Consider the following 24,210-nt stretch of genomic DNA (forward strand, 5'->3'; position numbering starts at 1 on the left):
AATAGTTTATAATATATTTAACAGTGTATAGTGTTTAAGGATTAGTAAAGGTACTTAAACAATGTTTACCTTTATGGCAAATTCTAAATTTTAATAAAATGGCGACTAAAAAAAAGGTAATTACCAAGGATGATATCGTTTCAAAATATATGGATGAGGTTCTAGAAAAGGGACAAAAACCAAAATCGGTTTATCATTTTGCCAAAGAAAATGATTTTACTGAAGCTGAGTTTTATACTTTCTTCGGAACATTAGAAGGTTTAGAAAAAGAAATATTTCGACTGTTTTTTGAAAACACAGTAAATCTTCTTCATAAAAACGAAGAATATCAAGGATATGACATGAAGAATAAAATGTTAAGTTTTTATTTTACTTTTTTCGAAATCCTAACAGCAAACAGAAGTTATGTTTTGCAATCGCTTAAAATAGATAGAAATCCGCTTAAAAATTTAGTTCAGTTAACGACGCTTAGAAATAGTTTCAAAGATTATGTTGCTGAAATTTTAACCGACGATTATAGATTAGAACAAGAAAGATTTCAGAAGTTTCAGGAAAAAACGATTCAAGAATCTTCTTGGTTGCAATTAATGCTAACCATTAAATTCTGGATGGAAGATGAATCTCCTGCTTTTGAGAAAACCGATATTTTTATAGAAAAGTCGGTTAATGCCTCATTTGAATTGATGAATGTAGCTCCGATGAATCATTTGCTTGATTTCGGGAAATTTTTGTTCAAAGAAAAAGTATACAGTAGATAATGAAAACGATAGATTATATCCCAACTTCAAAAATTGAAAGAGCGGGAAAATTGGTTCAGACCGGTGCTAAAATTGGTGTAAACTACGTAAAGCATTATGCTGAGAAAATGGTAAATCCAGATCTAACCCGTGATAAACTAAACGAGAACAATGCAGAAGATATTTATGACGGACTAAAAAGCTTAAAAGGAAGTGCTCTTAAAGTGGCTCAGATGCTGAGTATGGACAAGAACTTTTTACCTCAAGCTTATGTAGAGAAGTTTTCTTTGTCGCAGTTTTCTGTTCCGCCGCTTTCTGCTCCTTTGGTTTTAAAAACCTTTAAAAGCAATTTTGGAAAAACTCCATATGAGATTTTCGATGAGTTTAATCCGAATTCTGTCAATGCAGCAAGTATTGGTCAGGTGCATTTAGCAAAGAAAGGAGATAAAAAACTAGCCGTTAAAATTCAATATCCAGGCGTTGCCAATAGTATTTCGTCAGATTTGGCTTTGGTAAAACCAATTGCGATTAGAATGTTTAATCTTCAAGGCAAAGATTCTGATAAATATTTCAAAGAAGTTGAAGATAAACTGATTGAAGAAACTAACTATTTGTTAGAATTGAAACAAAGCCAAGAAGTGGTTGATGCTTGCGACAAGATTGAAAATATAACTTTTCCAAACTATTATCCTGAGTTTTCATCTGAGAGGATTATCACAATGGATTGGATGACAGGAATTCATCTTTCTGAGTTTACAGCTAAAAATACCAATCAAGAAGTAGGAGATAAATTAGGTCAAGCACTTTGGGATTTTTACATGTATCAGATTCACGTTTTGAAAAAGTTCATGCAGATCCACATCCTGGAAATTTTTTGGTAGATGATCAAAACCAATTGATTGCTTTAGATTTTGGATGTATGAAACAAATTCCAGACGATTTCTACACACCATATTTTGAGCTAATCAACAAAAATGTAATTACCGACGAAAAGCTTTTTAACGAGAAATTATTCGAATTAGAAATTCTTCGTCAAGATGATACACCTGCAGAAATTGAATATTTTACCGAAATGTTTCATGATTTGTTATCGCTTTTCACGAAACCTTTCCAAAACGAAACTTTCGATTTTGCCGATGAAAAATTCTTCAATGCAATTGCCGAATTAGGAAAACGTTTCTCAGAAGATACAAACCTTAAAAAAATGAACGGAAATCGAGGTTCTAAGCACTTTATTTACATGAATCGTACTTTCTTTGGTTTGTACAATTTAATGTTTGATTTGAAGGCTAAGATTGTAGTTGATAATTATTTGAAGTATTAAAGTTTTTATTTCAAGTTTCAGGTTTCATGTTAACCGAACTTTACGCATAGAACTTTGTCAAAGTTTAAAACTTTGACAAAGTTCTTTTTGTTTAGTTTGTCATTCTGAGGAACGAAGGATGATAAAAATGAATATAAATCTGCTTAATTTGCAAAATCTGCGTGAAATAAAATTAAGTATCCAGTGTAAACTTGAAACAAAAACTTTATTTCAAAATCCCAGCCTTGTAAGTAGAAATCGCACGATCTCTAGCAAAGGCATGATCAACCATTGGTTCATTATAACCAAAATCAAACTCAGGAATCCATTTTCTAATATATTCTCCTTTTTCATCAAATTTCTTTTGTTGTATCTCGGGATTGAAAACTCTAAAATAAGGCGCTGCGTCGCAACCTGTTCCTGCTGCCCATTGCCAGTTTCCTACGTTTGATGCCAATTCGAAATCTAGAAGTTTTTCTGCAAAATAAGCTTCGCCCCATTGCCAATTGATGAGTAAATGTTTGCAAAGAAAACTTGCCACAACCATACGGACACGATTGTGCATATAACCAGTCTCATTTAATTGGCGCATTCCGGCATCAACCATTGGGTAGCCTGTTGTTCCCGAACACCAGCGTTTGAAATCTTCCTCATTATTTCGCCATTGAATTTCGTCATAATTGGACTTGAAATTATGATTAACACAATTCGGAAAACTAAACAGAATCTGAATGAAGAATTCTCTCCAGATTAATTCACTCAAAAAAGTCTGATTTTTTCTGTTTGCCCAATTTACTAATTTTCGAATACTCACTGTCCCAAAACGCAAATGTGGAGAAAGATATGAAGTACTGTCTAAAGCTGGAAAATCTCTCGTTTCTTTATAATTAGCAATTTGAGTTAAGTTGTGTGGAAGTACTTTTATAGCGCTTCTTTCAAAACCGATTTCGGCTAATTCAGGAAACTTGAATTTATTCTTCGCAAAATTAGACTGATATGAAGCCGAATCGTATTCTGGTGCTGAGCCTGAAAGATGATATTTCTCCAGCCATTTGTTTTTATAAGGCGTGTAAACGGTATATGGAAGTCCGTCTGCTTTTGTGATTTCTTTTTCTTCGAAGATTACATGATCTTTAAAAAAGAAAGATTCAATGTCATTTTCTTTTAATAAAGATGAAATTAAGCTATCACGTTTAATGGCAAAAGGTTCATAATCTTTATTGAAGAAAACAGATTGAATGTCAAATTCTTCAATGAGTGATTTCCAAACGTCTTTTGTTTTTCCTTTTTTGATTAAAATGGAAGAATCTAATTTGCTTAATTCTGTATTTATTTTTTCGAGTGAATCATAAATGAAAGTTACTCTGGCGTCATTTTTTGGAAGATGTTCTAAAATATCATCATCGAAAATAAAAAGAGGAACAACAGGAAAGTCTGATTGCAAGGCATGAAATAAACCTGTATTATCTTCTAAACGCAAATCGCGTCTAAACCAAAATAAAATAACTTTTTGTTTTGTCATTGTTTTTGTTTTTTTGCCACAGATTATTAGAATTTAAAATGATTTTTTTATCTGTGCTAATCTGTGAAATCTGTGGCTTATTTTTTCAAATTAAATAATTCTTCGATTTTATTAAATCTATAATCGAAAATGCTTTTCAATTTGTTTTTTACAACCAAGCGATTCATGATTCTGCCTAAAATTCCAAAAGGGAGAGCGTAATGAACAATATCTGTCATTTTGGTTCCGCCATCTGTTGTTGGTTCAAAGAAATGTTTGTGATGCCATAGTTTATAAGGCCCGAATTGCTGAATGTCTACAAAATACTCGTTTTCTTGGCAAGCTGTAATTTCGGTAACCCAAGACATTTTGATTCCGAAAAGTGGCTTTAAGGTATAAGTGATAATCTGTCCTTGATACATACGTTTTCCATCATAATCCTGAATTTGGAAATTCATGTTATCGAGTGTAATGGTTTGCAAATTTTTCGGACTTGAGAAGAAATCCCAGCAATCTTCTGCGCTTGCATTGATATGTTGTACGGTTGTTATTTTGTATAATTTCATAATCAAATCGATTTTAAAAATGCCCAAATAATGCTACATTTTATAATATTTGAATGGTACGAATAACATTCCGAAACATTCTCCTTTTTCTTTTTGTAAATGTTTGTGGTGTATTTTATGTGCTTTTCTAAGTCCGATGAGGTATTTATTTTTGGTGTTTTTAAACCATTTAAAACGCTGATGAATCAAGACATCGTGAATTAAAAAATAACAAGCACCATAAAGGGTAATTCCGCAGGCAATAAAAAACAAATAGTTAAATCCGCCTTGAACGCCAAAGTAGAATAAAATAATACTCGGAGTAGCAAAAATGACGAAGAAAATATCGTTGAGCTCAAAAGTGTTTTCGTATTTCGGCTGATGATGGTCAGCATGAAAATACCACATAAATCCATGCATAACGTATTTGTGCGTAAGCCATGTCACACATTCCATGAAAAGAAAAACGCCTAAAAAGATTAAAAAAGAAATCATTTTATAAATATTGATGTTTTAAAATTATCGTTTTATTGGTTCTGAGTTTAGCTTTAAATTATAAAAGATTGACTCAAAAGGTTGTTTTTATTAATGATTTTATCATTTTTTTGTTATCCTGAGCGGAGTCGAAGGAAAGCAAGTAACTCCGCAACGAAAATTCAATCTTTGTCGATTTGCGAGTGCGATTCCTCGTTCCTCGGAATGACAAAACGATGCGATGATTATACCAACTTCAATTTATAAGTCACAAAAGACTGCGCCAAAAGTCCCGCTTTGGTATAATTAGAAACTCTAATTCTAGAATTTCCGATCTCGTAATACGGTGTGTTTTTTAGCTTTTGAAGCAGTTTTTTATAATAAACATAAGCAGTATAAACTCCAAATTTTGCTTCGATTGGTAATTTTACAATTCCTTGATAGGCAATTCTAAAATCTTCTTCGATTTCTTTGATGATTTGGTTTTTCGAATCTTCATTGAAATTATTCAGGTTGATGCTTGGAAAATAGGCCCGATTTAAAATCGTATTATCATCTTTTAAATCTCTCAAGAAATTTACCTTCTGAAAAGCAGATCCCAAACGCATGGCTTCGTTTTTTAGCTGTTCGTATTTGTGCTCTTTTCCAGAAACAAAAACTTTCAAACACATTAATCCCACTACATCGGCAGAACCATAAATGTAATCGATGTACTCGGTTTGTGTTTGGTAATTTGATTTTATGAGATCCATTTTCATGCTTTTTAAAAATGCCTGAACCAAATCGTCTGTAATATTATATTCTTTGACAGTTTGCTGAAACGAATTCAAAATCGGATTTAAGCTAATGCCTAATTGCATTGCTTTGTAATATTCTTTTTCAAAATCTTCAATAAGATATTCTTTTTCATACTCATGAAATGAATCTACAATTTCGTCAGCAAAACGAACAAATCCGTAAATGCTGTAAATGGCATCGCGAATGCTTGGAGAAAGCATTTTTACGGCTAGCGAAAATGAGGTGCTGTAATTTTTGGTTACCAGTTTGTCGCATTTGAAAGAAACGGCGTCAAATAGTGATTTCATTTTTTAAGATCTAAAAGATTTTTGAATTAATTCAGCTGCGAGTTTTCCTGAAATTAAAGCAGGCGGAACACCTGGGCCTGGAACAGTTAATTGTCCTGTAAAATATAGATTCTTGATTTTTTTGCTTTTTAATTTTGGTCTTAAAAAAGCCGTTTGAAATAACGTGTTGGCCATTCCGTAAGCGTTTCCTTTATAGGCGTTGTAATCGGCTACAAAATCATTTTTACAGAATGATCTCTTAAAGATAATGCTATTTTTTATCTTTTGCTGTGTCAGTTCTTCAAAACGCGTGATGATTTTTTCGAAGTATTCTTCTCGTAAAGCTTCATTGTCTTCAATTCCAGGCGCAAGCGGAATTAAGAAAAATCCAGATTCCATCCCGTCAGGCGCCGCAGTTGAATCTGTTTTGGACGGAAAATTGGCATAGAATAACGGAGCATTCGGCCATTTTGGATTATCGTAAATATCGGCGGCATGCTGATTAAAATCGACATCAAAGAATAAAGCGTGATGTGAAATATTTTCTATCTTTTTATTGAAACCAACAAAAAATAGAAGAGAAGAAGGTGCAAAAACTCTACTTTTCCAATATTTTTCAGAATACATTCTGTGCTCTTTTTCTACTAATGTTTCAGAATGATGATAATCGGCTCCGCTTAAAACGATATCTGCATTTAGGATTTCGCCATTAATTACAATTCCTTTTGCGGTTTTGTTTTCAACGATTATTTTATCAATTTCCGAATTGGTTTTTATGGTAACGCCAAGTTCTAATGCCAGTTTTTCGATTCCTCGAATAACATCAAACATTCCCGTTTTAGGATGCCAAGTTCCTAAACCGAAATCGGCATAATTCATAAAATTATAAAACGAAGGTGTTTTGGTTGGTTTTGCTCCGAGAAATAAAACAGGAAATTCTAAAATCTGAATTAGTCTCTCGTTCTTGAAATTTTTGCGAATATCGGTGCTTACGTTCTTAAAAAACTGATTGAGTTTTAATGCAGTTTCTTTTGTCACTAATTCTAGCGGCGAAATTCCAGGACGATAGACCAAATCCTTAATTGCAATGTCATAATTGCTTTTGGCTTGATCAATAAAGTTTTGCAGTTTTTGACCGCTTCCTTTTTCGATGGTCTCAAAAGTGTATTTTATTTCATCTAGATTATCGTAAATGCTAATAAAATCATCGATTCCAAAATAAACCCGATAGGCTGGATTTAGTTTTATCAGTTCGTAATAATCGGAAGGTTTTTTATTGAAATCTTGAAAAAAGCGTTCAAATACATCTGGCATCCAATACCAGCTCGGACCCATGTCAAAAGTGAAACCATCTTCTTTAAATTGTCTTGCACGTCCGCCAATTGTACTGTTTTTTTCGTAAACAGTAACTTTATTTCCTTGCTGGGCAAGGTAACACGCGGCTGCCAAAGAAGAGAAGCCTGAGCCTATTATTTGGATAGTTTTTCTCATTTGTTTAACAAATATAAGAAAAACTTAAACAAAAATAAATTAAAGCATATTAATAGTTTCTTCGATTGAATCAAAAACTCGAATTCTGTCTGTCAGAACCTTTTCATCTATGTATTCAACCATTTTACCCATAAGCCAGATTTCATTGTTTTTCTGTAATAATTTCTGCCCCATTGATTTTACATATTGATTAATTACGCTTCTGTCTGGCTGAACGGTCATGAAAGAGATGAATGTAATGTTTTCAAAATGTTTCGTTAAATCCTGTAAGTTTTCAATAGGCATACTTTCTCCCAAATAAATGGTTTTGTAGCCTTTGTCAAGGATTTCGTATTGCAAGTATAGTAATCCGATTTGATGAATTTCGTTTAACGGAAGTGATAAAACAAAAATTCGATCGGTTTTGATTGGCTTTCTAATTTGAAGGCTTTCTGTGTAAATCAATATTTTCTGCTTGATTAAATGACTCATAAAATGTTCATTTGCAGGCGTGATTGTTTCAGATTGCCATAATAACCCAAGCTCTTTTAAAAGAGGTAAAAAATGATCTTTAAAAACTTCTTTAAACGTTTTCTCAGTAATAAGCCAATCGAAGGTGTTGAAGAATAACTCTTGGTCAAAGTTCATCATTGCCATTTTGAAAGATGTAATGGCATAGTTTTGAGAATTTTTTTCGAAATTATTTCGCGTACCAGTTGTGGTATTTTTTCTTCAGGATATGTTGCGATTTTAGAAATCTTATAACCGTATTCGTGCAGTAACGTAATATTTAATAGTTTCTGCAGATTATGAAGATTGTAAAATCTAATATTAGTATCGGTTCGCATTGGTTCAAGGATGTTGTATCTCTTTTCCCAGATGCGTATGGTATGCGCTTTTATTCCAGATAAGTTCTCAAGATCTTTAATGCTGAAAACAGTTTTAATATTGTTTATCATTTTTCGCGATTAAGTCAACAAATGTAAAATAAAATCTTATACTCGGCATTAAAACTAGATTAAAAAGATAGAGAATTAGAGGTTTACGTATTAATAATATATTTTTTACCTAAAATCAGGTAATTTTTTCTTAAGAAATATATTACTTTGATAAAAACAGAACAGCCTGCTAGATTAAGAAATCTTAACAGGCTGTTCGTATTTTTTAGTTTTGTACTATTTGCAGAAAGTTGCTCTGTTTTTTGCGACGCTCTGACTTCCTAATTCAATTGCTTTTGTAAAATCTTCGCATGACTTTTTTTATCGCCAATGCTCGCTATATGCTAAACCTCTTAGATTATAAGCAATGTAATCTTTTGGATTTAAACCTAATGAAGAGGTGCAGTCATCAATTGTTTCTTGATACTTTTGTAATTTGTAGTTAACATTGGCTCTGCCAGTAAAAGCATCGGCATTCATGTTGTCTAGCTCAATTGTTTTGCTAAAATCGGCTTGAGCTCCTTTGAGATCGTTTAGTTTGAATTTTGCGACACCGCGATTCTGATAAGCTTCAACAAATTTAGGGCTCATTTGAATCGCTTTGTTGTAATCGGCAATTGCGCCTTTTGTGTTGCCGGCTTCAGCTTTTTTCATGGCTTTGTCAAAATAGCCCGTTGCAGATTGTGCCCAGATAGAGCATGTCATCATCATAAGTGATGCGAATAGTAGGTTTTTCATAAAACTAATTTGGGATTAGTAATTTAATTATTTCAAGACGAATTTAAGAAAGTTTTTATTTTGTAAGAGAATTTCTTTTTTTTATTATGCGACAAAAAATGAGACAATTCAGTTAGAGAAATTAAAAGATTTTTTAAATCTACTTTTAAGGATTGGAATAGGAGGAAAACAAAAAAAGGCCAAGTAAAATAATTACTTGACCTTTTGTGACCCGACTGGGGCTCGAACCCAGGACCCCATCATTAAAAGTGATGTGCTCTACCGACTGAGCTATCGAGTCTTCATTTCTTCAATGAGGGTGCAAATATAAGGACTTTATTTAGCTTCACAAGTCTTTTTTGAATGAATTTTGAAATAAAGTTTAGAAAGATCGGTAAGGTGTTGTTTTATAGTGGAATAAAATTTATTGTTTTTAAGTGTATAAAAATGATGATAGATTTTAATCGTATTTGTCTTGCAATCTAAATTTTGTATTGAAATTATTTACCGTTAAAAAGTTGTATCCGATGTCGATAGTTTTGTTTTTAAATTTAAAATACCTTCCATCGGTATGAACTATTTCTTTTCTGTCTTCATCATTCCAAAATTCAATATAGTATTTGTACTCAAATGTGTCGTTTGTTTGTTTGCCTTTGAAAATTTCTGTGAATAAATAATAGCTTTCAGATTTTGTCAAATCACAAATTTGGTTTCCTTTTTTGAAACTGATTCGCCATATCGGAAATAGAAGTTCTTCTGTTTTTATAGGAGACAGTTTTATTTGCTGGTATAAATATCGAATAGGAGTGTAAGCCCAAACGAAAGTGGCCGGGATTGTCTTCCGTAATCACTAATCGACTTCGCGATTTTATTGTTTTTTACAAATGTTACTGTAATAGTTTCGTCATCTGTCCAGCTTCCTTCATAATTATCTTTAAGATTCATTATGTCTGCTTTTTTAAGATTGGTTTGGACTTTTTGATACTGACTCTTGGTGATATGAGATTTATAAAAGCCATTTTGTGTGTTGTAATGTTGGCCAAAATAGATAATATTGCCATTATTGTCAATACTTATATTTAAAACAGGACAAGAACCATAACAACCTGAAGAAGAAAGGATAATTTGATCGTAATTCTCATCTGGATTAATCTTGTAATTTGTTCTTGCGTATTTTGCAAAGATACTATCATCTATTTTTGTTGTTAATGTATCTCCAAGAATAGATTCTATTTTCTGATTTTTCCAGGTTTTGCTTTCTAAATCAAAAATTTTCAGACTATCATTTTCGATTTTATATTTAGTTTCAGTACCTAAAAAATAAGTCTTTCTATTTTCTCTTTCTTGAGTTTTAATCATTTTAAAATAACCAGATTTATATTCGGTAATATTGTTTTCTAAAAAAGTATATCCCTCTTTGTGCGAACCAAATGGAGGAGGTGGTGGAGGAATATTATGGTTATTATTTGTCAGTGGTTTTCGCTGATCATCTGTCTTAATGTAGATCCATTCTCCAAGAATATCTTTTTGTAGTTTTTTATCATTATTCGTCTGACAAGAATATAGAATGAAAAATAGTATGAGATATAATACTGGTGTTGGCTTCATAATATTTATTTCGATTATTGTAATTTTTGGTTTGTAGTAATGTAAATATAATCGATTTTGAAGGAAGTTTTTAAAGGAAGTTTTTAAAGGAAGTTTTGAAATAAAAAAAGCGGAAATCTTTAACTAATAAAGATTTCCGCTTTAAGTGACCATGGAGGGATTTGAACCCTCACGCCCTTACGAGCACCACCCCCTCAAGATGGCGAGTCTACCGTTTCTCCACATGGCCTCAAAAGAAAAAAGGTCGAGTAAAATAAATTACCCGACCTTTTGTGACCCGACTGGGGCTCGAACCCAGGACCCCATCATTAAAAGTGATGTGCTCTACCGACTGAGCTATCGAGTCATTGCTTTCAAGAAATTTAATTTGTTAATCACAAAATTTGTGACCCGACTGGGGCTCGAACCCAGGACCCCATCATTAAAAGTGATGTGCTCTACCGACTGAGCTATCGAGTCATTTAATTTCTTGAATGCGGGTGCAAATATAAGGAGTTTTTTTTGAAGTTTCCAAGCTATTTTATCATAAATTTGTCTTTTTTTTAGAAAAATTCTCAAATGCTTAGTTTATAAGGTTTTATTAATATGAAAAAAATTGTGTTGTTAGGTTATATGGGCTGCGGAAAGTCTACTATTGCCCAAAATTTGTCAAAAATTACAAATATTCCGTTCTTAGATTTAGATAAATGCATCGAAGAAAGAGCAAATTTATCCATAAATGAGATTTTTGAGAAGCATGGAGAAGTGCATTTTCGAAAATTAGAGCACCAAATGTTCGTCGAATTGCTAGAATCTTCAGATAATAATATTATAGGTCTTGGAGGAGGTACTCCATGTTATGCTAATAATCATGAATTGTTAAAAGGAGACGATGTTACTTCTATATATTTAAAAGCATCAATTGATACCTTATATAATAGATTGGTGCATAACAAAAGCAAACGCCCTTTGATTGCTAATATGAATGAGGAAGAAATGAAAGAGTTTATCGCGAAACATTTATTCGACAGAAGTTATTATTACAATCAGGCAAAACATAAAGTTTCAGTTGATGATAAATCTGTCGAAGAAACGGTTCAGGATATTTTAGAAATATTAGCTTAAAGAAGCATAATCGCCATTTTCTGAATTGAAAACTACTTGGACATGCTCTAATAAAGAAGTTGAAAGCGAGATTCCTTTAAAATCTGCTTTTACTGGATATTTTTTATGATTTCGATCAACAAGTACAGCTGTTTTGAATTTTTTAAGCGGAACGTCTAAGAAATGACGAACAGCATAGATTAATGTAGTTCCTGAGTTTAAGACATCATCAACCAGAACTAACCCTTTGTTTTTGTATTCTTCAGTGCTTAATGAAGTTTGTATCGCTTCTTGCGGATTTTGTTTGTTTATTTTTACTTCGCAGATTGAAACCTTTAGGGTAGAGATGCTTGCTAAGTGCCGAAGCAACTTTTTCGGCAAAAACAAATCCGTTAGAAGCAATTCCTGCAATAACAACTTCTTCTTCGTCTACAAAAGTCTCGTAAATTTGATAAGCGATACGTTTTATTTTATGTTCGATTTCTTGATTAGTTAAGATTATATTGTTGCTCATGATATATTTTTTTGCTAATGTACAAATTTATTGAAAGTCCTATTTTTTATTGCAATTACTATTTAAAGATCGTCATGGTCTTCATCATCTTCATGAACATCATCTCCGTAATCGTCAATGTCTCTTCGGTCTTTTTTAGTTGGACGTCCGGCACCAGTTCTTCTAGAATGTTCTTTAGATAGTTTTAACATCTCTAAATGGGCAAAAGCTTCTGGTGGAGTTTCGTTTTTTTGATAAATATCTACCAATTTTGCGCCAACTCGATTTTGCGGAATATCTAAAACCGTTATAATTTGTGTAATTTGATCTTTTCTAAAGGTGATTCGGTCTGTAGGAAAAACTTCTTTTGAAGGTTTTGCAACTTGCCCATTTACAGTGATCTGATTCTTTTTGCAAGCTTCAGTAACCATGTTTCTGGTCTTGTAATAACGAACGCACCACAAGTATTTATCTATTCTCATAATTTTTCTAAAATCCAAGTTAAATTCTTTACAAAAATAAATCAATATTGTATCTTGCGCACCTAAAAAAATGATAATAATGAATAAATTTAAATATTATTTTGTTTTGTTACTTGCTGGCCTTGCCATCGTTTCTTGTAATAAAAATGATGACGATAATGTAGTGGTTGTTCCTTTAAGAGATTATGCAGAGCAGTATAAGGCAGATAATGATTCGATTGAAAAATTTTTAAAGACTAATTATATTGTTGTAGATAAGACTACTTTTGATGTTAAAATAGAAAAAATTCCTGCTGGAGGAACTCAAGTTTCGATTTGGGATCAGAAAGAGTATCCCTTACAAATTAGACCCGTTTACAATCATGATGTAAATTATAAAGTTTATTATTTATCCTTAAATAAAGGTATTGGTGATGCTCCATGTAATTTTGATGAAGTTACCGTTTCATATACAGGAAGTTTTTTAAATGGTACTCAATTTGATAGCTCCTACGGCTTGGCGCGTAATTTTAATTTAAATATTTACGTTGCAGGGCCAGTTATAGATGGTTGGGGAGAAATTATGCCGCAATTTAAAGTAGGAATCCGTAATCCAACTGGCGATGATGGGACTTTTAGTTATAAGGATTATGGAGCAGGAGTAATGTTTCTGCCTTCAGGTTTAGGGTATTATGGTAATCCGCCAGAAGGTATTCCTGCGTATTCGCCTTTAGTATTTAGTTTTAAATTATTAGCTTTAAAACGATCTGATCTTGAGTATAGTTCTTCTTCACAAGCTACAGTAGGTGATGGTGTGCCATCTTATCTAGAAGATATTAATGGTGATGGATATTTATATGATCAAAGAGATACTGACAGATATCCTAATTTGCCAAAAGAGTTAATAGACGATACAGATGGAGACGGAATTCCTGATTTCATGGATTTTGATGACGATGGAGATGGTTATACGACGAGATTTGAAATTTCAAAACCTAGTGATCAGATTGGTTGGGGAACATTAAATGGAGAGCCTTTTAATTATGGTATTAGTTTGTATTACCCTTACAATCCAGTAGTGGATAATCCTGATACACCAAATGTAGACGAAACAGAAATTTGGGCTATTCCAAGAAGACCAACTGGAGCACTTACAGATCCAACTAAGCCTGAGTCTATAACAAATCCTCGTAAGTTTGTTCCTGAGGATTATACAGCACCAGGACGTTTGAGAATTCATCTTGATAAAACATATCCTTATCAGAAAAATTAAAATAAGATTTACATAAAAAAAAGACCTTGAAATCAATATTTCGAGGTCTTTTTTTTATGTAATATCCAAAGCTGTATAGGTTTGTTGCAATTGATGATATGTTAAAGTTTTTTTGCTTAGGTATTGTTTATTAGTTAGTTGTATTTATTGTAAGAATTATTATTGTGTTTTACGGAATGACGTAAGGAATTTATTTCTTTTGGTTTTAATTTTGAAAGAATAATATTAAAATTTACAAAATGAAAAAATTAATTACATTATTTTTAGGGCTTACTATTTTGTCATGTAGTAGCGAAGATCAGGTAAATCAAGATGTTGCTTCTTCAAAAGAAACTTCAGCTTCAGTTTTAGATGGTAAAATGTTATCATTTAAAAATGAAGAGTCTTTTATTAAAGAATACTCAGATCTTGCTTTACTAGATAGTAAAGGTCTTCAGGACTGGATTACTTCGAAAGGAGTAAATTCATTATCAAAAGTTTCTGATGAATCAACTGCTATGGAAGACGATGTTCTTTCAGAAACAAGAGTTATTTATTCAGATGCATTAGAAGCAGTTCTAAATACTGAATCAAAAGTTAAAATTGGGGGTAAGGTATTGTGGCTTAATGGGCGTGATTTCTATATTCTATCAGAGAATGAAATTAATAAGAGTCCAAAGGAACTTATTAGTATTAAAGAAAATTTAGTAGTTTATGGTCAATTATTAAGTGTTTCGAAATCTACTAAAGATTTAACAAGTAGATATGTTATTCCAAATGAAAATAGAATTAAAACATTTGTTACAGACGAAGGTAGTTTTAATGTGCCAGGAATGAGGTATAGACATGTATTGGATTTGTATAATGAGACAGTTCTTTTAAATAATGTTGTTTATTCAAGTAAAATGTTTTTAAGATCATTAATGCAATATCGTTCATGTTCAACTTGGAGATGTACATGGAAAACAGAATCAACTCCTATGCAAGTAGATGGTAGCAATATATCTGCAAATTCTTTGTTTTGGAATGCATCATTAGTTATGGATAGTTCGGTGTCTGGAAGTAAAACGTTTCTATTGGCTACTTGGACTCCAAAAGCGCCTTATGGTGAGCAAACTTGGTATCAAAACTTTGAAGTTTCAGGAAATTTCAAGATTTATGTAGTAAATGCTTGGCATGAAATTCCTCTTTCTTGGTATTAAAAGCCTAAGATGGTTGATTAAAATAAAAAGCCTCGAAATGTAAATTTCGAGGCTTTTTTTATAAAGTAAGAAAACGTAAAATTATTTTCTTTTGATTACTCTTTCTACAGCTTCAACAATCGCTTGATTGTTTAATTTGTATTTTTCCATCAATTGTTCTGGTGTTCCAGATTCTCCAAAACTATCTTTAACTGCTACAAATTCTTGTGGAGTTGGATTGTTTAAAGCTAATACTCCAGAAACACTTTCACCAAGACCTCCAAGGTAATTGTGCTCTTCTGCAGTAACAACACATTTAGTTTTAGCAACAGATTTTAGAATAGCTTCTTCATCAAGAGGTTTAATTGTGTGGATGTTGATTACTTCGGCAGAAATTCCTTTTGCTTCTAATGCTTCAGCAGCAATAAGAGCTTCCCAAACTAAGTGTCCTGTTGCAATAATAGTAACGTCTGTTCCTTCGTTTAACATAATTGCTTTTCCAATTACGAAAGGCTCGTCAGCAGGAGTGAAGTTTGCTACAACTGGACGTCCGAAACGTAAATAAGCTGGACCGTGATGATCTGCTAGTGCCAAAGTTGCGGCTTTAGTTTGGTTGTAATCGCAAGTATTGATTACAGTCATTCCTGGTAACATTTTCATTAAACCAATATCTTCTAAGATTTGGTGAGTTGCTCCGTCTTCTCCAAGAGTTAAACCAGCGTGAGAAGCACAGATTTTTACGTTTTTATCTGAGTAAGCAACAGATTGACGAATTTGGTCGTAAACTCTACCTGTAGAGAAGTTAGCAAAAGTTCCAGTAAAAGGAATTTTTCCTCCAATTGTTAAACCTGCGAGCAATTCCAATCATGTTAGCTTCAGCGATTCCGATTTGGAAAAAACGCTCTGGGTGATTTTTTTGAATTCATCAAATTTTAATGATCCAATTAAATCAGCACATAATGCAACAACATTTTCGTTTTTTTGACCTAATTCAGTCATTCCCGCTCCAAAACCAGAACGAGTATCTTTACTTCCTGTATTTTCGTATTTTTTCATTTTGTTTTTTGCTATACGCAATAGGCTGTAGGCAATAGGCTTAAAGCTTAATGCTTACTGCTTAAAGCATTTTTTAATAATCTGCTAAAGTTGAAATGTTTTGAGCTAAAGCACTAGCCAATTGGTCATTGTTTGGTGCTTTACCATGCCAAGCGTGAGTGTGCATCATGAAATCTACACCATTCCCCATTTCTGTATGTAATAAAATACAAACTGGTTTTCCTTTTCCTGTTCTTGATTTAGCGTCAGTTAAACCAGCAATGATAGCATCGATGCTGTTTCCTTCTTTAATTTCTAAAACATCCCAGTCAAAAGCTTCAAATTTAGCGCGAATGCTTCCCATTGGCAAAACTTCGTCAGTTGTTCCATCAATTTGTTTTCCGTTTAAGTCGATAGTTGCAATAATGTTGTCTACTTTCTTAGCAGATGCATACATGATAGCCTCCCAGTTTTGACCTTCTTGCAATTCTCCGTCTCCGTGTAAACTATATACAATATGATTGTCTTTGTTTAATTTTTTAGCTTGCGCTGCTCCAAGAGCTACAGATAAACCTTGTCCTAATGAACCAGACGCAATACGAACTCCAGGTAAACCTTCGTGTGTTGTTGGGTGTCCTTGTAAACGAGAATCTAATAATCTGAATGTAGCTAATTCTGAAACTGGAAAATATCCGCTGCGTGCTAAAACGCTATAGAATACAGGTGAGATGTGTCCGTTTGAAAGGAAAAATAAATCTTCTCCAATTCCGTCCATGTCAAAACCTTCTTTGCGGTCCATTATATTTTGATATAGTGTAACCAAAAATTCAGTACAACCTAAAGAACCACCTGGGTGTCCAGAGTTTACAGCATGTACCATTCTAAGAATATCTCTTCTTACTTGGATCGTTAAATCGCTTAATTGTTGTGTGTTAGGCTTCATTTTATATGTAAAAGTTAAACTGAAGCAAAAGTAGGCGTTATTTTGTGTGCAGACAAATGATTTTTTGCTTTAGTTTTACTACAATTGTTAAATTTTGCTGTTTTTTTTATGTTATGAAAAAAAATATAACGCATGTTTTTGCTTTTTGTATTTTTTAAGTGTGTTTTTTACAGTTAAGAAAAGGTTTTGCTTAACGATGCGATTTAATGCAATTAAATAAAGAAAAACTTTCTACGGAATTTCTTAGAATTTATTGTTTTTTGATATATATATTGTTCGTTTATTAAATCTTAAAGAAATCTTAAAAAAGAATTTAGAGCGTATCATAAAACAATTATATTTGCTCAAATTTTTTAAAAAGAAAATCTTTTATTTAGCAGGAAAAACTTTTACCTGATAATGATTTTTAGATAGAAAATCTAATGAAACAAATACCATATAGAAACTAAAAAATGAGCCAAAAACTATCAATAATTATACCTGCTTATAATGAAGAAAAAACCATAAGTTTTATATTAGACAAAATTAAAAAAGTTGAATTAATAGAAAATATTAGAAAAGAGATTATAATTGTAGATGATTGTTCTTCAGATAATTCTTTAAAGGCATTTAATGAATATAAAGCGACCAATAGTGAATTGGATATTGTAATTTTAACGCATTCTATAAATAAAGGAAAAGGAGTCGCTCTTCATTCTGGAATAAGTAAGGCAACAGGAGATATATTAATAATTCAAGATGCCGATTTAGAATATGATCCTGCTGAATATAATATATTGTTGAGACCAATTGTAGAGGGCTATGCCGATGTAGTATATGGAAGCAGATTTATGGGAGGTAAACCTCATAGAATATTGTTTTTTTGGCATAGTATAGGGAACAAGTTTTTGACATTTTTGAGTAATATGTTCACTAATCTTAACCTTACTGATATGGAAACCTGCTATAAAATGTTTAAAACCGAGATTATTCAAAATGTAAAACTTCACGAAAAGAGATTTGGTTTTGAACCTGAGGTTACTGCAAAAATTTCTAAAATTAAAGGTATCAGGATTTATGAGGTTGGGATTAGTTATTATGGAAGAACATTTGAAGAAGGAAAAAAATAAGTTGGAAAGATGGCTTTAGAGCTATTTATTGTATACTTAAATACGCAATTAGATGAAAAAGGTTTGTTTGTTTCTTTTAATTTCAGGTATAATACTAAGATTTATAATTCAGTTTGTTTTTCCTGCTTTTAATGGTGATGAAATTTCATTGGGAAACAATATTAAGAACTCAGGTTTTGTAGAATTACTTTATCCATTAGATTCTTTTCAATCTGCGCCACCTTTATATTTATGGATTCAAAGGTTTATTGTTCAGACTTTTCCATTTAGTTTTTGGATAAATATTAAAATCTTAAGTTTTATCTTTTCAATAAGTGGTTTAGTATTGTTTTATGTATTTATAAAAAGAAATAAGTTTAATCCAATATTTTTATTGTTGTTTATTGTGTTGATTTTCAATCCATTTATTGTTAATAATTCATTGACAGTAAAACAATATACTATTGACTTAACGGGAAGTATCTGTTTATTGATATATTTTCAATCAGAGAAATTTAAGAAATACAATTGGATTTTCTTTTTGATTTGGAGTTTGATGTCAAATATTGGTTTGTTTGCTTGCTGTGGATATTTGATTTATAATTTATTTAAATCGAACTCATTCAACAATTTTGGCTTGTTTTTGAAATTTATAAAAAATAATATACTTACGATTCTTGTCCCTATTCCATATGTTGTTTATTTTTTATGGTTCATGAAGCAAAAAGGAGCGGCAGAATTAAAGTCTTATATGGTTCAATATTGGAGCGATACATTTATACCGCTTAATAGCTCAATTTTTAAATATTTGATTTTTACTATTCACGGTTTGTGGACTTCTATCTTTAATGCTTTTGAAATTTGGGGAGTTTTTATGATGCTTCTTATTGTTCCTTTTTTTATTTTCTATAGAAAGCAATCATTATTTAAAGAAGAAATTTTGTTGCTTTTTTGCGTTATTTTAGTGCATTTAATATTGAATGTTTTTCAAATGTATCCTTTCTCAGATAGGCTATACCTTTACATTGCTCCTTTTTTTATTTTGATTTTGGGATCATCTCTCAACACTCTTTCAGGTTTTGCGATTATCAAAAAACATTTTCAAAAAATATATATAGTCATTTCGATTAGTACATTGTTTTTGTATGTTTTATATATGCCTTCAAATGATAATAATGTATATCTGTTGTATAAAAAGCTAAATAATTTAGAAGCTAATCAAGTTTATGTGACGGGAAAGTCTCTTGAGACAATAAATTCTTTCGATAAATTTACAGATAACAAATTTACTACCAGTAAAAAGATTTTACTCCTTGACACCGAATTAGATAAGTCAAGTTATATAGTTTCTCGAGTGAGTAAAAAACTGAAATTTAACTCAACAAGTCCTCCTGAATCTGAAATTCAAAATCTAATAAAATCTAACAGAATCAAAAGAATTGATTGGGTAAATGGATACGATATTTATGAAATTAAGAATAAATAAAAACAAAAAAAGTCCTCAAATGAGGGCTTTTTTATATCTCATAAATAAACAATTTTAATCAGTATCACCTTCGCTATAATAATTATTCTCTTCATCTTCTGAGCCAATTTCTTCTTGCTCATCATCTAATTCAGCTCCTGGAATATCCAAATCATTTCCAAGTTTGTCGCTGTTTTGTTTCCATTCGTTGTCGTTTTGAGTAATGGTTTGATCGGTCGAAATATTTTCTGGATCTATATTTTCTGACTTGTCTTCGCGATTGTAAATATCTTCATTTGCTGGATAATTTAGATTTTCCAGATTTCTTTCTATCTCATTTTCTTTTGTCGCATTTTTATCTTCTGAATTTATCATAATGTCAATATTAAATATTATTAAACAGATATTTGTATACTATAAAGTTATGAAATCTATGGTTTCAATACTTATATTTTTAAAATCAGTATGTTATAATATTTGCATAAAAAATCAGCTTATTTTTTAATTGAAAGATGCTCCAATTGCCCAATTTCTTTCCATGTAATTAATTGAATATTATTCTCTTTTAATTTTGCTTTGCATTCATCACTGGTAAAAAACTCGAAATCTATTTGACGCCATTCTGAACCAAAATTTGGATGATTTATTGTGATGCCTTGCATTTCAAAATCATCAAACGCAGGATGAAGCAGGAAAACATTTAATCCAGAAATTGCGCTGTCTAAAGCTTTTTCATAAGATTTTTTGAGTTCTCCTTTTTCAAAGTCAGCATAATATCCAATTAAAAGTTTATCAGCCAAAAGTGTATCATCAAAATTATATTTTTCATTAGATAGAGAAATTGATTCTACAAAGTCTTTATTAATAAAAACTGGTAAATTGTATGTTTTTCCTAGCTCTTTGTAGATTTCTAAAATTTCAGGGGTAACGCCGACACTGCACATATGCGAGTCGAGATGTGTAGGCTGAATGCCAAATTGCAAAGCTCTTTCGATTTGTGCGGTAAGCTCCTTTTTAATTTCAGCTGGTTGTGCGTTGTTTTTGAAATCTTGTCGGGTTTTATAAAAATAACCATTTTGATCTACTAAGCTTGAAACTTCGGAAACGGGAAGAATCGGGCCAAATTTGTAATTCTCCCATTCGCAGGTGAGAGTTAAATGAATTCCGCAGTCATAATTTGGATTGTTATTAGCAAAAGTGGCCATCTCAAAAAACCACGGACAAGGAACCATTATGCTGTATGAATTGACAGATCCGTTTTGGAGTGTTTTTATAGTTGCCTGATTTTCGGAATGCGATAGTCCTGCATCATCGGCGTGAATGATTAATAGTTTGGTGTTTTCAGGATATCCGAGTTTTTGTGCTAAGTTCATTTTGAATTTTTATTGTTGTGAATATGCTGAGTGAGAACTTCAACTTCGTTTAGTATGGAAGCTCCGCATTTCATTTTTTAATAGATTTTATTCAAATTTAAAAATTTCTGAAGTTTAGGTTTTATGTTGTTTTTGAATTAACTCAATTTTATAATTCACAATTTTTCTAATTAATTAAATTTCCCTGAAATTAGCTTATCTTTGCCGACTGAAAAAAGAAACAAATGAAGTTCGATTTATTACAAAAAGATCCGCAGTCTAAAGCAAGAGCGGGAAGTATAACTACTGATCACGGCGTAATTGAAACGCCTATTTTTATGCCGGTTGGAACGGTTGCATCTGTAAAAGGTGTGCATCAGCGTGAGCTTAAAGAAGAAATAAATCCGGATATTATTCTTGGAAATACATACCATTTATATTTACGTCCACAAACCGAAATTTTAGAAAAAGCGGGAGGATTGCATAAATTCATGAACTGGGATCGTAATATTTTGACTGATTCTGGAGGATATCAAGTATATTCTCTTTCTTCAAATAGAAAAATTAAAGAAGAAGGAGTGAAGTTCAAATCGCATATTGACGGTTCTTACCACTTTTTTACTCCAGAAAATGTAATGGAAATTCAGCGTACAATTGGAGCCGATATTATTATGGCTTTTGACGAATGTACACCTTATCCTTGTGATTATCGTTATGCGCAGCGTTCTATGCACATGACACACCGTTGGTTAGACAGATGTATTAATCATTTAGAAAAAGTGCCTTATAAATATGGTTACGAACAAACGTTTTTTCCAATTGTTCAAGGAAGTACTTATAAAGATTTGCGTCGCCAGTCGGCTGAATATATTGCCAATGCAGGACAGCAAGGAAATGCAATTGGAGGACTTTCAGTTGGAGAACCTGCTGAAGAAATGTATGCAATGACCGAAGTAGTTTGCGAAATTCTGCCAGAAGATAAACCTCGTTATTTAATGGGAGTTGGAACTCCAATTAATATTTTAGAAAATATTGCGTTAGGGATTGATATGTTCGACTGTGTTATGCCAACACGTAATGCAAGAAACGGAATGTTGTTTACAGCAAACGGAACAATTAACATCAAGAATAAAAAGTGGGAAGCTGATTTTTCTCCAATTGATGAAATGGGACACACTTTTGTAGATACAGAATATTCTAAAGCTTATTTGCGTCATTTATTTGTCGCCAACGAATATCTTGGAAAACAAATTGCAACCATTCATAATCTTGGTTTTTATATGTGGTTGGTTCGTGAAGCCAGAAAACATATCTTAGCCGGAGATTTTAGACCATGGAAAGAAATGATGGTTAAAAATATGAGCCAAAGACTTTAAAATATGTTTATTTGTTTAATCGTTTATTCGGTTAAACGATTAAACAAATAATCGATTAAACTTTGTTATGTTAACAATAATAGATAAATACATTTTAAAAAGATACCTCGGAACTTTTTCTGTGATGCTTCTTTTATTTGCACCAATCGGAATCGTAATTGACGTTTCTGAAAAGGTAAATAAAATGCTCGAAAACAAGATTCCGTTTGGAGATATTGCTCTCTATTATTACAATTTTACGATTTACTTTATTAATTCGCTGTTTCCGATATTTTTGTTTTTATCCGTAATCTGGTTTACTTCAAAGTTGGCAAACAATACAGAAATTATCGCGATTTTAAGTTCTGGAATTTCATTTACGCGTTTTTTACGTCCTTATATTATAGGTGCAACTATAGTTTCTCTTTTTGTATTGTTAATGGGATTTTTTATTGTTCCAGCAGCAAGTGAAGGTTATAATAATTTTAGATATACGTATCTAAAAGGAAACGGAAAAGCCGAAATGCGTGGCGAAAACACCAATGTTTACAGGCAAATTAATGACCACGATTTTATCTTTGTAAATAGTTTTAATGAAGAGTCTAAAACGGCTTTTAATTTTTCTTTGGAACATTTTGAAAAAGAAAAACTAACCTATAAAATTACTGCAAGCCGTATTAAATGGGATCCTAAAAAAGAAGATTTACGTTTTATACGATTATACTAAGAGAACCGTAGGAGAATTAAATGATGTAATCGAAAAAGCTCCAGAAAAAAATATCCCTTTTAAATTTGAATTGGCCGATTTAACACCTGTCGTTTATATCGCAGAAACATTGCCTTTGGGTAAGCTAATTGATTTTATTGAGAAAGAAAGAAAAAGAGGTTCAGGAAACATAAATACCTATTTGGTTGTTCTTTATAAAAAATACAGTATTCCTGTTTCAGCATTTATTTTGACGATTATTGCCGTTTCTGTTTCTTCTATGAAACGTCGTGGCGGAATGGGAATGAACCTTGCAATTGGTATAGCAATTGCGTTCTCTTTCGTATTCTTTGATAAAATCTTTGGTACACTTGCCGAAAAATCTACATTCTCACCTTTATTGGCTGTTTGGTTCCCGAATATTGTTTTCGGAATTTTAGCAGTTTACTTATTACGTAATGCGAAACGATAATTTAAAAAGTTATTTAAATCTTCACTTAATTGTTTTTATCTGGGGTTTTACTGCCATTTTGGGCGCTTTAATTACAATTGATGCCGAAAATTTGGTTTGGTATAGAATGCTTATCGCTATGGTTTTCCTTGGCGGATTTATAGCTTTTAAAAAACAGTCTTTTCAAGTTCCTGTCAAAGAATTTTTTAAATTGATTTTTGTTGGTTTATTAATTGCATTGCACTGGATTTTCTTTTTTAAAGCAATCCATGTTTCCAATGTTTCAATTACACTTTCTATATTTTCTCTGGGAGCATTTTTTGCTTCTTTATTAGAGCCATTATTCTATGGAAGAAAAGTCCTTTGGTACGAAGTTTTCTTCGGACTAATCATTATTGCAGGATTAGGGCTGATTCTTCAAGTAGAAATAAAATATCTTACGGGAGTTTACTATGCCTTGGCAGCAATCATTTTAGGGGTTTTATTTACCTTGATGAATGGGAAACTAATTTCAGATCATGAGCCTTCTGTAATTACTTTTTATGAGTTTGGTGCAGGAGTTTTCTTTATAACGATTTATTTTTTATTTCAAGGAAAATTTACAGCAGATTTCTTCAAAATGTCTTTAAATAATTGGGTTTTGTTATTGATTTTGGCTTCAATTTGTACGGCTTATGCCTTTACTGCATCAGTAAAAGTAATGCAGCGATTAACGCCATATACAGTAATGTTAACCACTAATTTAGAGCCAGTTTACGGAATCGTTTTGGCGTATTTTATCCTAGGAGGAAAAGAAAAAATGAGTGTTGAATTTTACGTAGGAGCGGTTATAATTATCATAACAGTTATTCTAAACGGCGTTTTCAAACATTATCAGAACAAGAAAGAAAACTTGTAATAGTTTACTTATTTTTAATTTGCATTTTTATACTTTAAATAACAATTAACTTCGCCAATGATATAATATTTTTATATTTGCGGTTCGATT

Annotated in this window: 19 protein-coding genes, 4 tRNA genes and 6 pseudogenes; 10 read left to right on the top strand and 19 right to left on the bottom strand. The window is 31.9% G+C overall.

The annotated features are described in order from the left end of the window. The first annotated feature begins 98 nt into the window (after positions 1 to 98). Entirely contained in the window at positions 99 to 758 is a 660-nt protein-coding gene (locus P5P87_RS21745; RefSeq protein ID WP_278020595.1) for a TetR family transcriptional regulator C-terminal domain-containing protein, read from the top strand. Then, positions 758 to 2,061 (top strand): annotated as a pseudogene (locus tag P5P87_RS21750) (ABC1 kinase family protein). The gene P5P87_RS21745 and the pseudogene P5P87_RS21750 overlap by 1 nt, the downstream one beginning before the upstream one ends. A gap of 205 nt (positions 2,062 to 2,266) precedes the next feature. Here the strand turns inward: P5P87_RS21750 and P5P87_RS21755 are convergent. From P5P87_RS21755 to P5P87_RS21815, 13 genes and pseudogenes are all read right to left on the bottom strand, one after another. Continuing rightward, positions 2,267 to 3,562: a cryptochrome/photolyase family protein gene (locus P5P87_RS21755; protein WP_278020596.1), complete on the bottom strand. Its 1,296-nt coding sequence runs from the start codon at positions 3,560 to 3,562 to the stop codon at positions 2,267 to 2,269. Positions 3,563 to 3,639: 77 nt separating this feature from the next. Beyond that, entirely contained in the window at positions 3,640 to 4,107 is a 468-nt protein-coding gene (locus P5P87_RS21760; RefSeq protein WP_278020597.1) for an SRPBCC family protein, read from the bottom strand. A gap of 33 nt (positions 4,108 to 4,140) precedes the next feature. Beyond that, a complete protein-coding gene (locus tag P5P87_RS21765) occupies positions 4,141 to 4,581 on the bottom strand; it encodes a sterol desaturase family protein (RefSeq protein ID WP_278020598.1) in 441 nt (146 codons plus the stop codon). A gap of 224 nt (positions 4,582 to 4,805) precedes the next feature. Then, complete coding sequence (locus P5P87_RS21770; RefSeq protein ID WP_278020599.1) at positions 4,806 to 5,645, bottom strand: phytoene/squalene synthase family protein; 840 nt, start codon at positions 5,643 to 5,645, stop codon at positions 4,806 to 4,808. A gap of 3 nt (positions 5,646 to 5,648) precedes the next feature. Then, positions 5,649 to 7,115, bottom strand: a complete 1,467-nt coding sequence (locus P5P87_RS21775) for a phytoene desaturase family protein (RefSeq protein ID WP_278020600.1) — start codon at positions 7,113 to 7,115, stop codon at positions 5,649 to 5,651. A gap of 39 nt (positions 7,116 to 7,154) precedes the next feature. Beyond that, a pseudogene (locus P5P87_RS21780) lies at positions 7,155 to 8,053 on the bottom strand (MerR family transcriptional regulator). 300 nt (positions 8,054 to 8,353) lie between these two features. Then, positions 8,354 to 8,770, bottom strand: coding sequence for a tetratricopeptide repeat protein (locus tag P5P87_RS21785; RefSeq protein WP_278020601.1), 417 nt, complete (start codon positions 8,768 to 8,770; stop codon positions 8,354 to 8,356). 207 nt (positions 8,771 to 8,977) lie between these two features. Beyond that, positions 8,978 to 9,050: transfer RNA gene (locus P5P87_RS21790), tRNA-Lys, on the bottom strand. A 159-nt stretch (positions 9,051 to 9,209) separates the two neighbouring features. Next, on the bottom strand, positions 9,210 to 9,446 hold the full coding sequence (locus tag P5P87_RS21795; RefSeq protein WP_278020602.1) for a hypothetical protein: 237 nt from the start codon (positions 9,444 to 9,446) through the stop codon (positions 9,210 to 9,212). 80 nt (positions 9,447 to 9,526) lie between these two features. After that, positions 9,527 to 10,357 carry a DUF6438 domain-containing protein gene (locus P5P87_RS21800; protein ID WP_278020603.1) on the bottom strand — a complete coding sequence of 277 codons (831 nt, stop codon included), beginning with the start codon at positions 10,355 to 10,357 and terminating at the stop codon, positions 9,527 to 9,529. Between the two features lie 146 nt (positions 10,358 to 10,503). Beyond that, positions 10,504 to 10,586, bottom strand: a tRNA-Leu gene (locus P5P87_RS21805). A gap of 44 nt (positions 10,587 to 10,630) precedes the next feature. Further along, a tRNA-Lys gene (locus P5P87_RS21810) sits at positions 10,631 to 10,703 on the bottom strand. A gap of 40 nt (positions 10,704 to 10,743) precedes the next feature. After that, positions 10,744 to 10,816: transfer RNA gene (locus P5P87_RS21815), tRNA-Lys, on the bottom strand. Between the two features lie 126 nt (positions 10,817 to 10,942). Between P5P87_RS21815 and P5P87_RS21820 the strand changes: the two genes are divergently transcribed. Next, entirely contained in the window at positions 10,943 to 11,461 is a 519-nt protein-coding gene (locus tag P5P87_RS21820; protein ID WP_278020604.1) for a shikimate kinase, read from the top strand. Here the strand turns inward: P5P87_RS21820 and P5P87_RS21825 are convergent. After that, positions 11,453 to 11,954 (bottom strand): annotated as a pseudogene (locus tag P5P87_RS21825) (phosphoribosyltransferase domain-containing protein). The gene P5P87_RS21820 and the pseudogene P5P87_RS21825 overlap by 9 nt on opposite strands. A 62-nt stretch (positions 11,955 to 12,016) precedes the next feature. Next, the gene (locus P5P87_RS21830; protein WP_198858151.1) at positions 12,017 to 12,415 is read right to left on the bottom strand and encodes an RNA-binding S4 domain-containing protein; all 399 of its coding nucleotides are present in this window, start codon (positions 12,413 to 12,415) and stop codon (positions 12,017 to 12,019) included. A 79-nt stretch (positions 12,416 to 12,494) separates the two neighbouring features. Between P5P87_RS21830 and bamM the strand changes: the two genes are divergently transcribed. Together bamM and P5P87_RS21840 are read left to right on the top strand one after the other, a co-directional pair. Then, positions 12,495 to 13,667 (top strand): BamM family beta-barrel-assembly machinery protein, encoded by a 1,173-nt coding sequence (bamM, locus tag P5P87_RS21835; RefSeq protein ID WP_278020605.1) that lies wholly within the window; start codon positions 12,495 to 12,497, stop codon positions 13,665 to 13,667. Positions 13,668 to 13,945: 278 nt separating this feature from the next. Then, a complete protein-coding gene (locus P5P87_RS21840) occupies positions 13,946 to 14,848 on the top strand; it encodes a hypothetical protein (protein ID WP_278020606.1) in 903 nt (300 codons plus the stop codon). An 81-nt stretch (positions 14,849 to 14,929) separates the two neighbouring features. On the opposite strand, the pseudogene P5P87_RS21845 reads toward P5P87_RS21840, so the two are convergent. Both P5P87_RS21845 and P5P87_RS21850 read right to left on the bottom strand, forming a co-directional pair. Next, positions 14,930 to 15,883 (bottom strand): annotated as a pseudogene (locus P5P87_RS21845) (transketolase family protein). 73 nt (positions 15,884 to 15,956) lie between these two features. Further along, entirely contained in the window at positions 15,957 to 16,805 is an 849-nt protein-coding gene (locus P5P87_RS21850) for a transketolase (RefSeq protein ID WP_095931688.1), read from the bottom strand. A gap of 452 nt (positions 16,806 to 17,257) precedes the next feature. Between P5P87_RS21850 and P5P87_RS21855 the strand changes: the two are divergent. Both P5P87_RS21855 and P5P87_RS21860 read left to right on the top strand, forming a co-directional pair. Further along, positions 17,258 to 17,970 (top strand): annotated as a pseudogene (locus tag P5P87_RS21855) (glycosyltransferase family 2 protein). 566 nt (positions 17,971 to 18,536) lie between these two features. Beyond that, the gene (locus P5P87_RS21860) at positions 18,537 to 19,379 is read left to right on the top strand and encodes a hypothetical protein (protein WP_278020607.1); all 843 of its coding nucleotides are present in this window, start codon (positions 18,537 to 18,539) and stop codon (positions 19,377 to 19,379) included. A gap of 54 nt (positions 19,380 to 19,433) precedes the next feature. On the opposite strand, the gene P5P87_RS21865 is transcribed toward P5P87_RS21860, so the two are convergent. Together P5P87_RS21865 and P5P87_RS21870 are read right to left on the bottom strand one after the other, a co-directional pair. Next, complete coding sequence (locus tag P5P87_RS21865; RefSeq protein WP_278020608.1) at positions 19,434 to 19,733, bottom strand: hypothetical protein; 300 nt, start codon at positions 19,731 to 19,733, stop codon at positions 19,434 to 19,436. Between the two features lie 119 nt (positions 19,734 to 19,852). After that, entirely contained in the window at positions 19,853 to 20,731 is an 879-nt protein-coding gene (locus P5P87_RS21870) for a polysaccharide deacetylase family protein (RefSeq protein ID WP_278020609.1), read from the bottom strand. A gap of 224 nt (positions 20,732 to 20,955) precedes the next feature. Between P5P87_RS21870 and tgt the strand changes: the two genes are divergently transcribed. The 3 genes and pseudogenes from tgt to P5P87_RS21885 all read left to right on the top strand — a co-directional run bounded on the left by tgt (position 20,956) and on the right by P5P87_RS21885 (position 24,120). Continuing rightward, positions 20,956 to 22,086, top strand: coding sequence for a tRNA guanosine(34) transglycosylase Tgt (gene tgt / locus P5P87_RS21875; RefSeq protein ID WP_278020610.1), 1,131 nt, complete (start codon positions 20,956 to 20,958; stop codon positions 22,084 to 22,086). Between the two features lie 67 nt (positions 22,087 to 22,153). Next, a pseudogene (locus P5P87_RS21880) lies at positions 22,154 to 23,243 on the top strand (LptF/LptG family permease). Further along, the gene (locus tag P5P87_RS21885) at positions 23,230 to 24,120 is read left to right on the top strand and encodes a DMT family transporter (RefSeq protein ID WP_198858144.1); all 891 of its coding nucleotides are present in this window, start codon (positions 23,230 to 23,232) and stop codon (positions 24,118 to 24,120) included. Before P5P87_RS21880 ends, P5P87_RS21885 begins: the two are co-directional and overlap by 14 nt. The last annotated feature ends 90 nt before the right edge of the window (positions 24,121 to 24,210 follow it).

It is taken from the genome of Flavobacterium ginsengisoli (genome assembly GCF_029625315.1).
GTDB classification, from domain to species: Bacteria; Bacteroidota; Bacteroidia; order Flavobacteriales; family Flavobacteriaceae; genus Flavobacterium; species Flavobacterium ginsengisoli.

Bases quoted from the DNA above. Each gene is read 5' to 3' on its own strand.
- P5P87_RS21745 (WP_278020595.1), top strand. From the start codon at position 99: ATGGCGACTAAAAAAAAGGTAATTACCAAGGATGATATCGTTTCAAAA.
- P5P87_RS21755 (WP_278020596.1), bottom strand. From the start codon at position 3,562: ATGACAAAACAAAAAGTTATTTTATTTTGGTTTAGACGCGATTTGCGT.
- P5P87_RS21760 (WP_278020597.1), bottom strand. From the start codon at position 4,107: ATGAAATTATACAAAATAACAACCGTACAACATATCAATGCAAGCGCA.
- P5P87_RS21765 (WP_278020598.1), bottom strand. From the start codon at position 4,581: ATGATTTCTTTTTTAATCTTTTTAGGCGTTTTTCTTTTCATGGAATGT.
- P5P87_RS21770 (WP_278020599.1), bottom strand. From the start codon at position 5,645: ATGAAATCACTATTTGACGCCGTTTCTTTCAAATGCGACAAACTGGTA.
- P5P87_RS21775 (WP_278020600.1), bottom strand. From the start codon at position 7,115: ATGAGAAAAACTATCCAAATAATAGGCTCAGGCTTCTCTTCTTTGGCA.
- P5P87_RS21785 (WP_278020601.1), bottom strand. From the start codon at position 8,770: ATGAAAAACCTACTATTCGCATCACTTATGATGATGACATGCTCTATC.
- P5P87_RS21800 (WP_278020603.1), bottom strand. From the start codon at position 10,357: ATGAAGCCAACACCAGTATTATATCTCATACTATTTTTCATTCTATAT.
- P5P87_RS21820 (WP_278020604.1), top strand. From the start codon at position 10,943: ATGAAAAAAATTGTGTTGTTAGGTTATATGGGCTGCGGAAAGTCTACT.
- P5P87_RS21830 (WP_198858151.1), bottom strand. From the start codon at position 12,415: ATGAGAATAGATAAATACTTGTGGTGCGTTCGTTATTACAAGACCAGA.
- bamM (WP_278020605.1), top strand. From the start codon at position 12,495: ATGAATAAATTTAAATATTATTTTGTTTTGTTACTTGCTGGCCTTGCC.
- P5P87_RS21850 (WP_095931688.1), bottom strand. From the start codon at position 16,805: ATGAAGCCTAACACACAACAATTAAGCGATTTAACGATCCAAGTAAGA.
- P5P87_RS21865 (WP_278020608.1), bottom strand. From the start codon at position 19,733: ATGATAAATTCAGAAGATAAAAATGCGACAAAAGAAAATGAGATAGAA.
- P5P87_RS21870 (WP_278020609.1), bottom strand. From the start codon at position 20,731: ATGAACTTAGCACAAAAACTCGGATATCCTGAAAACACCAAACTATTA.
- tgt (WP_278020610.1), top strand. From the start codon at position 20,956: ATGAAGTTCGATTTATTACAAAAAGATCCGCAGTCTAAAGCAAGAGCG.
- P5P87_RS21885 (WP_198858144.1), top strand. From the start codon at position 23,230: ATGCGAAACGATAATTTAAAAAGTTATTTAAATCTTCACTTAATTGTT.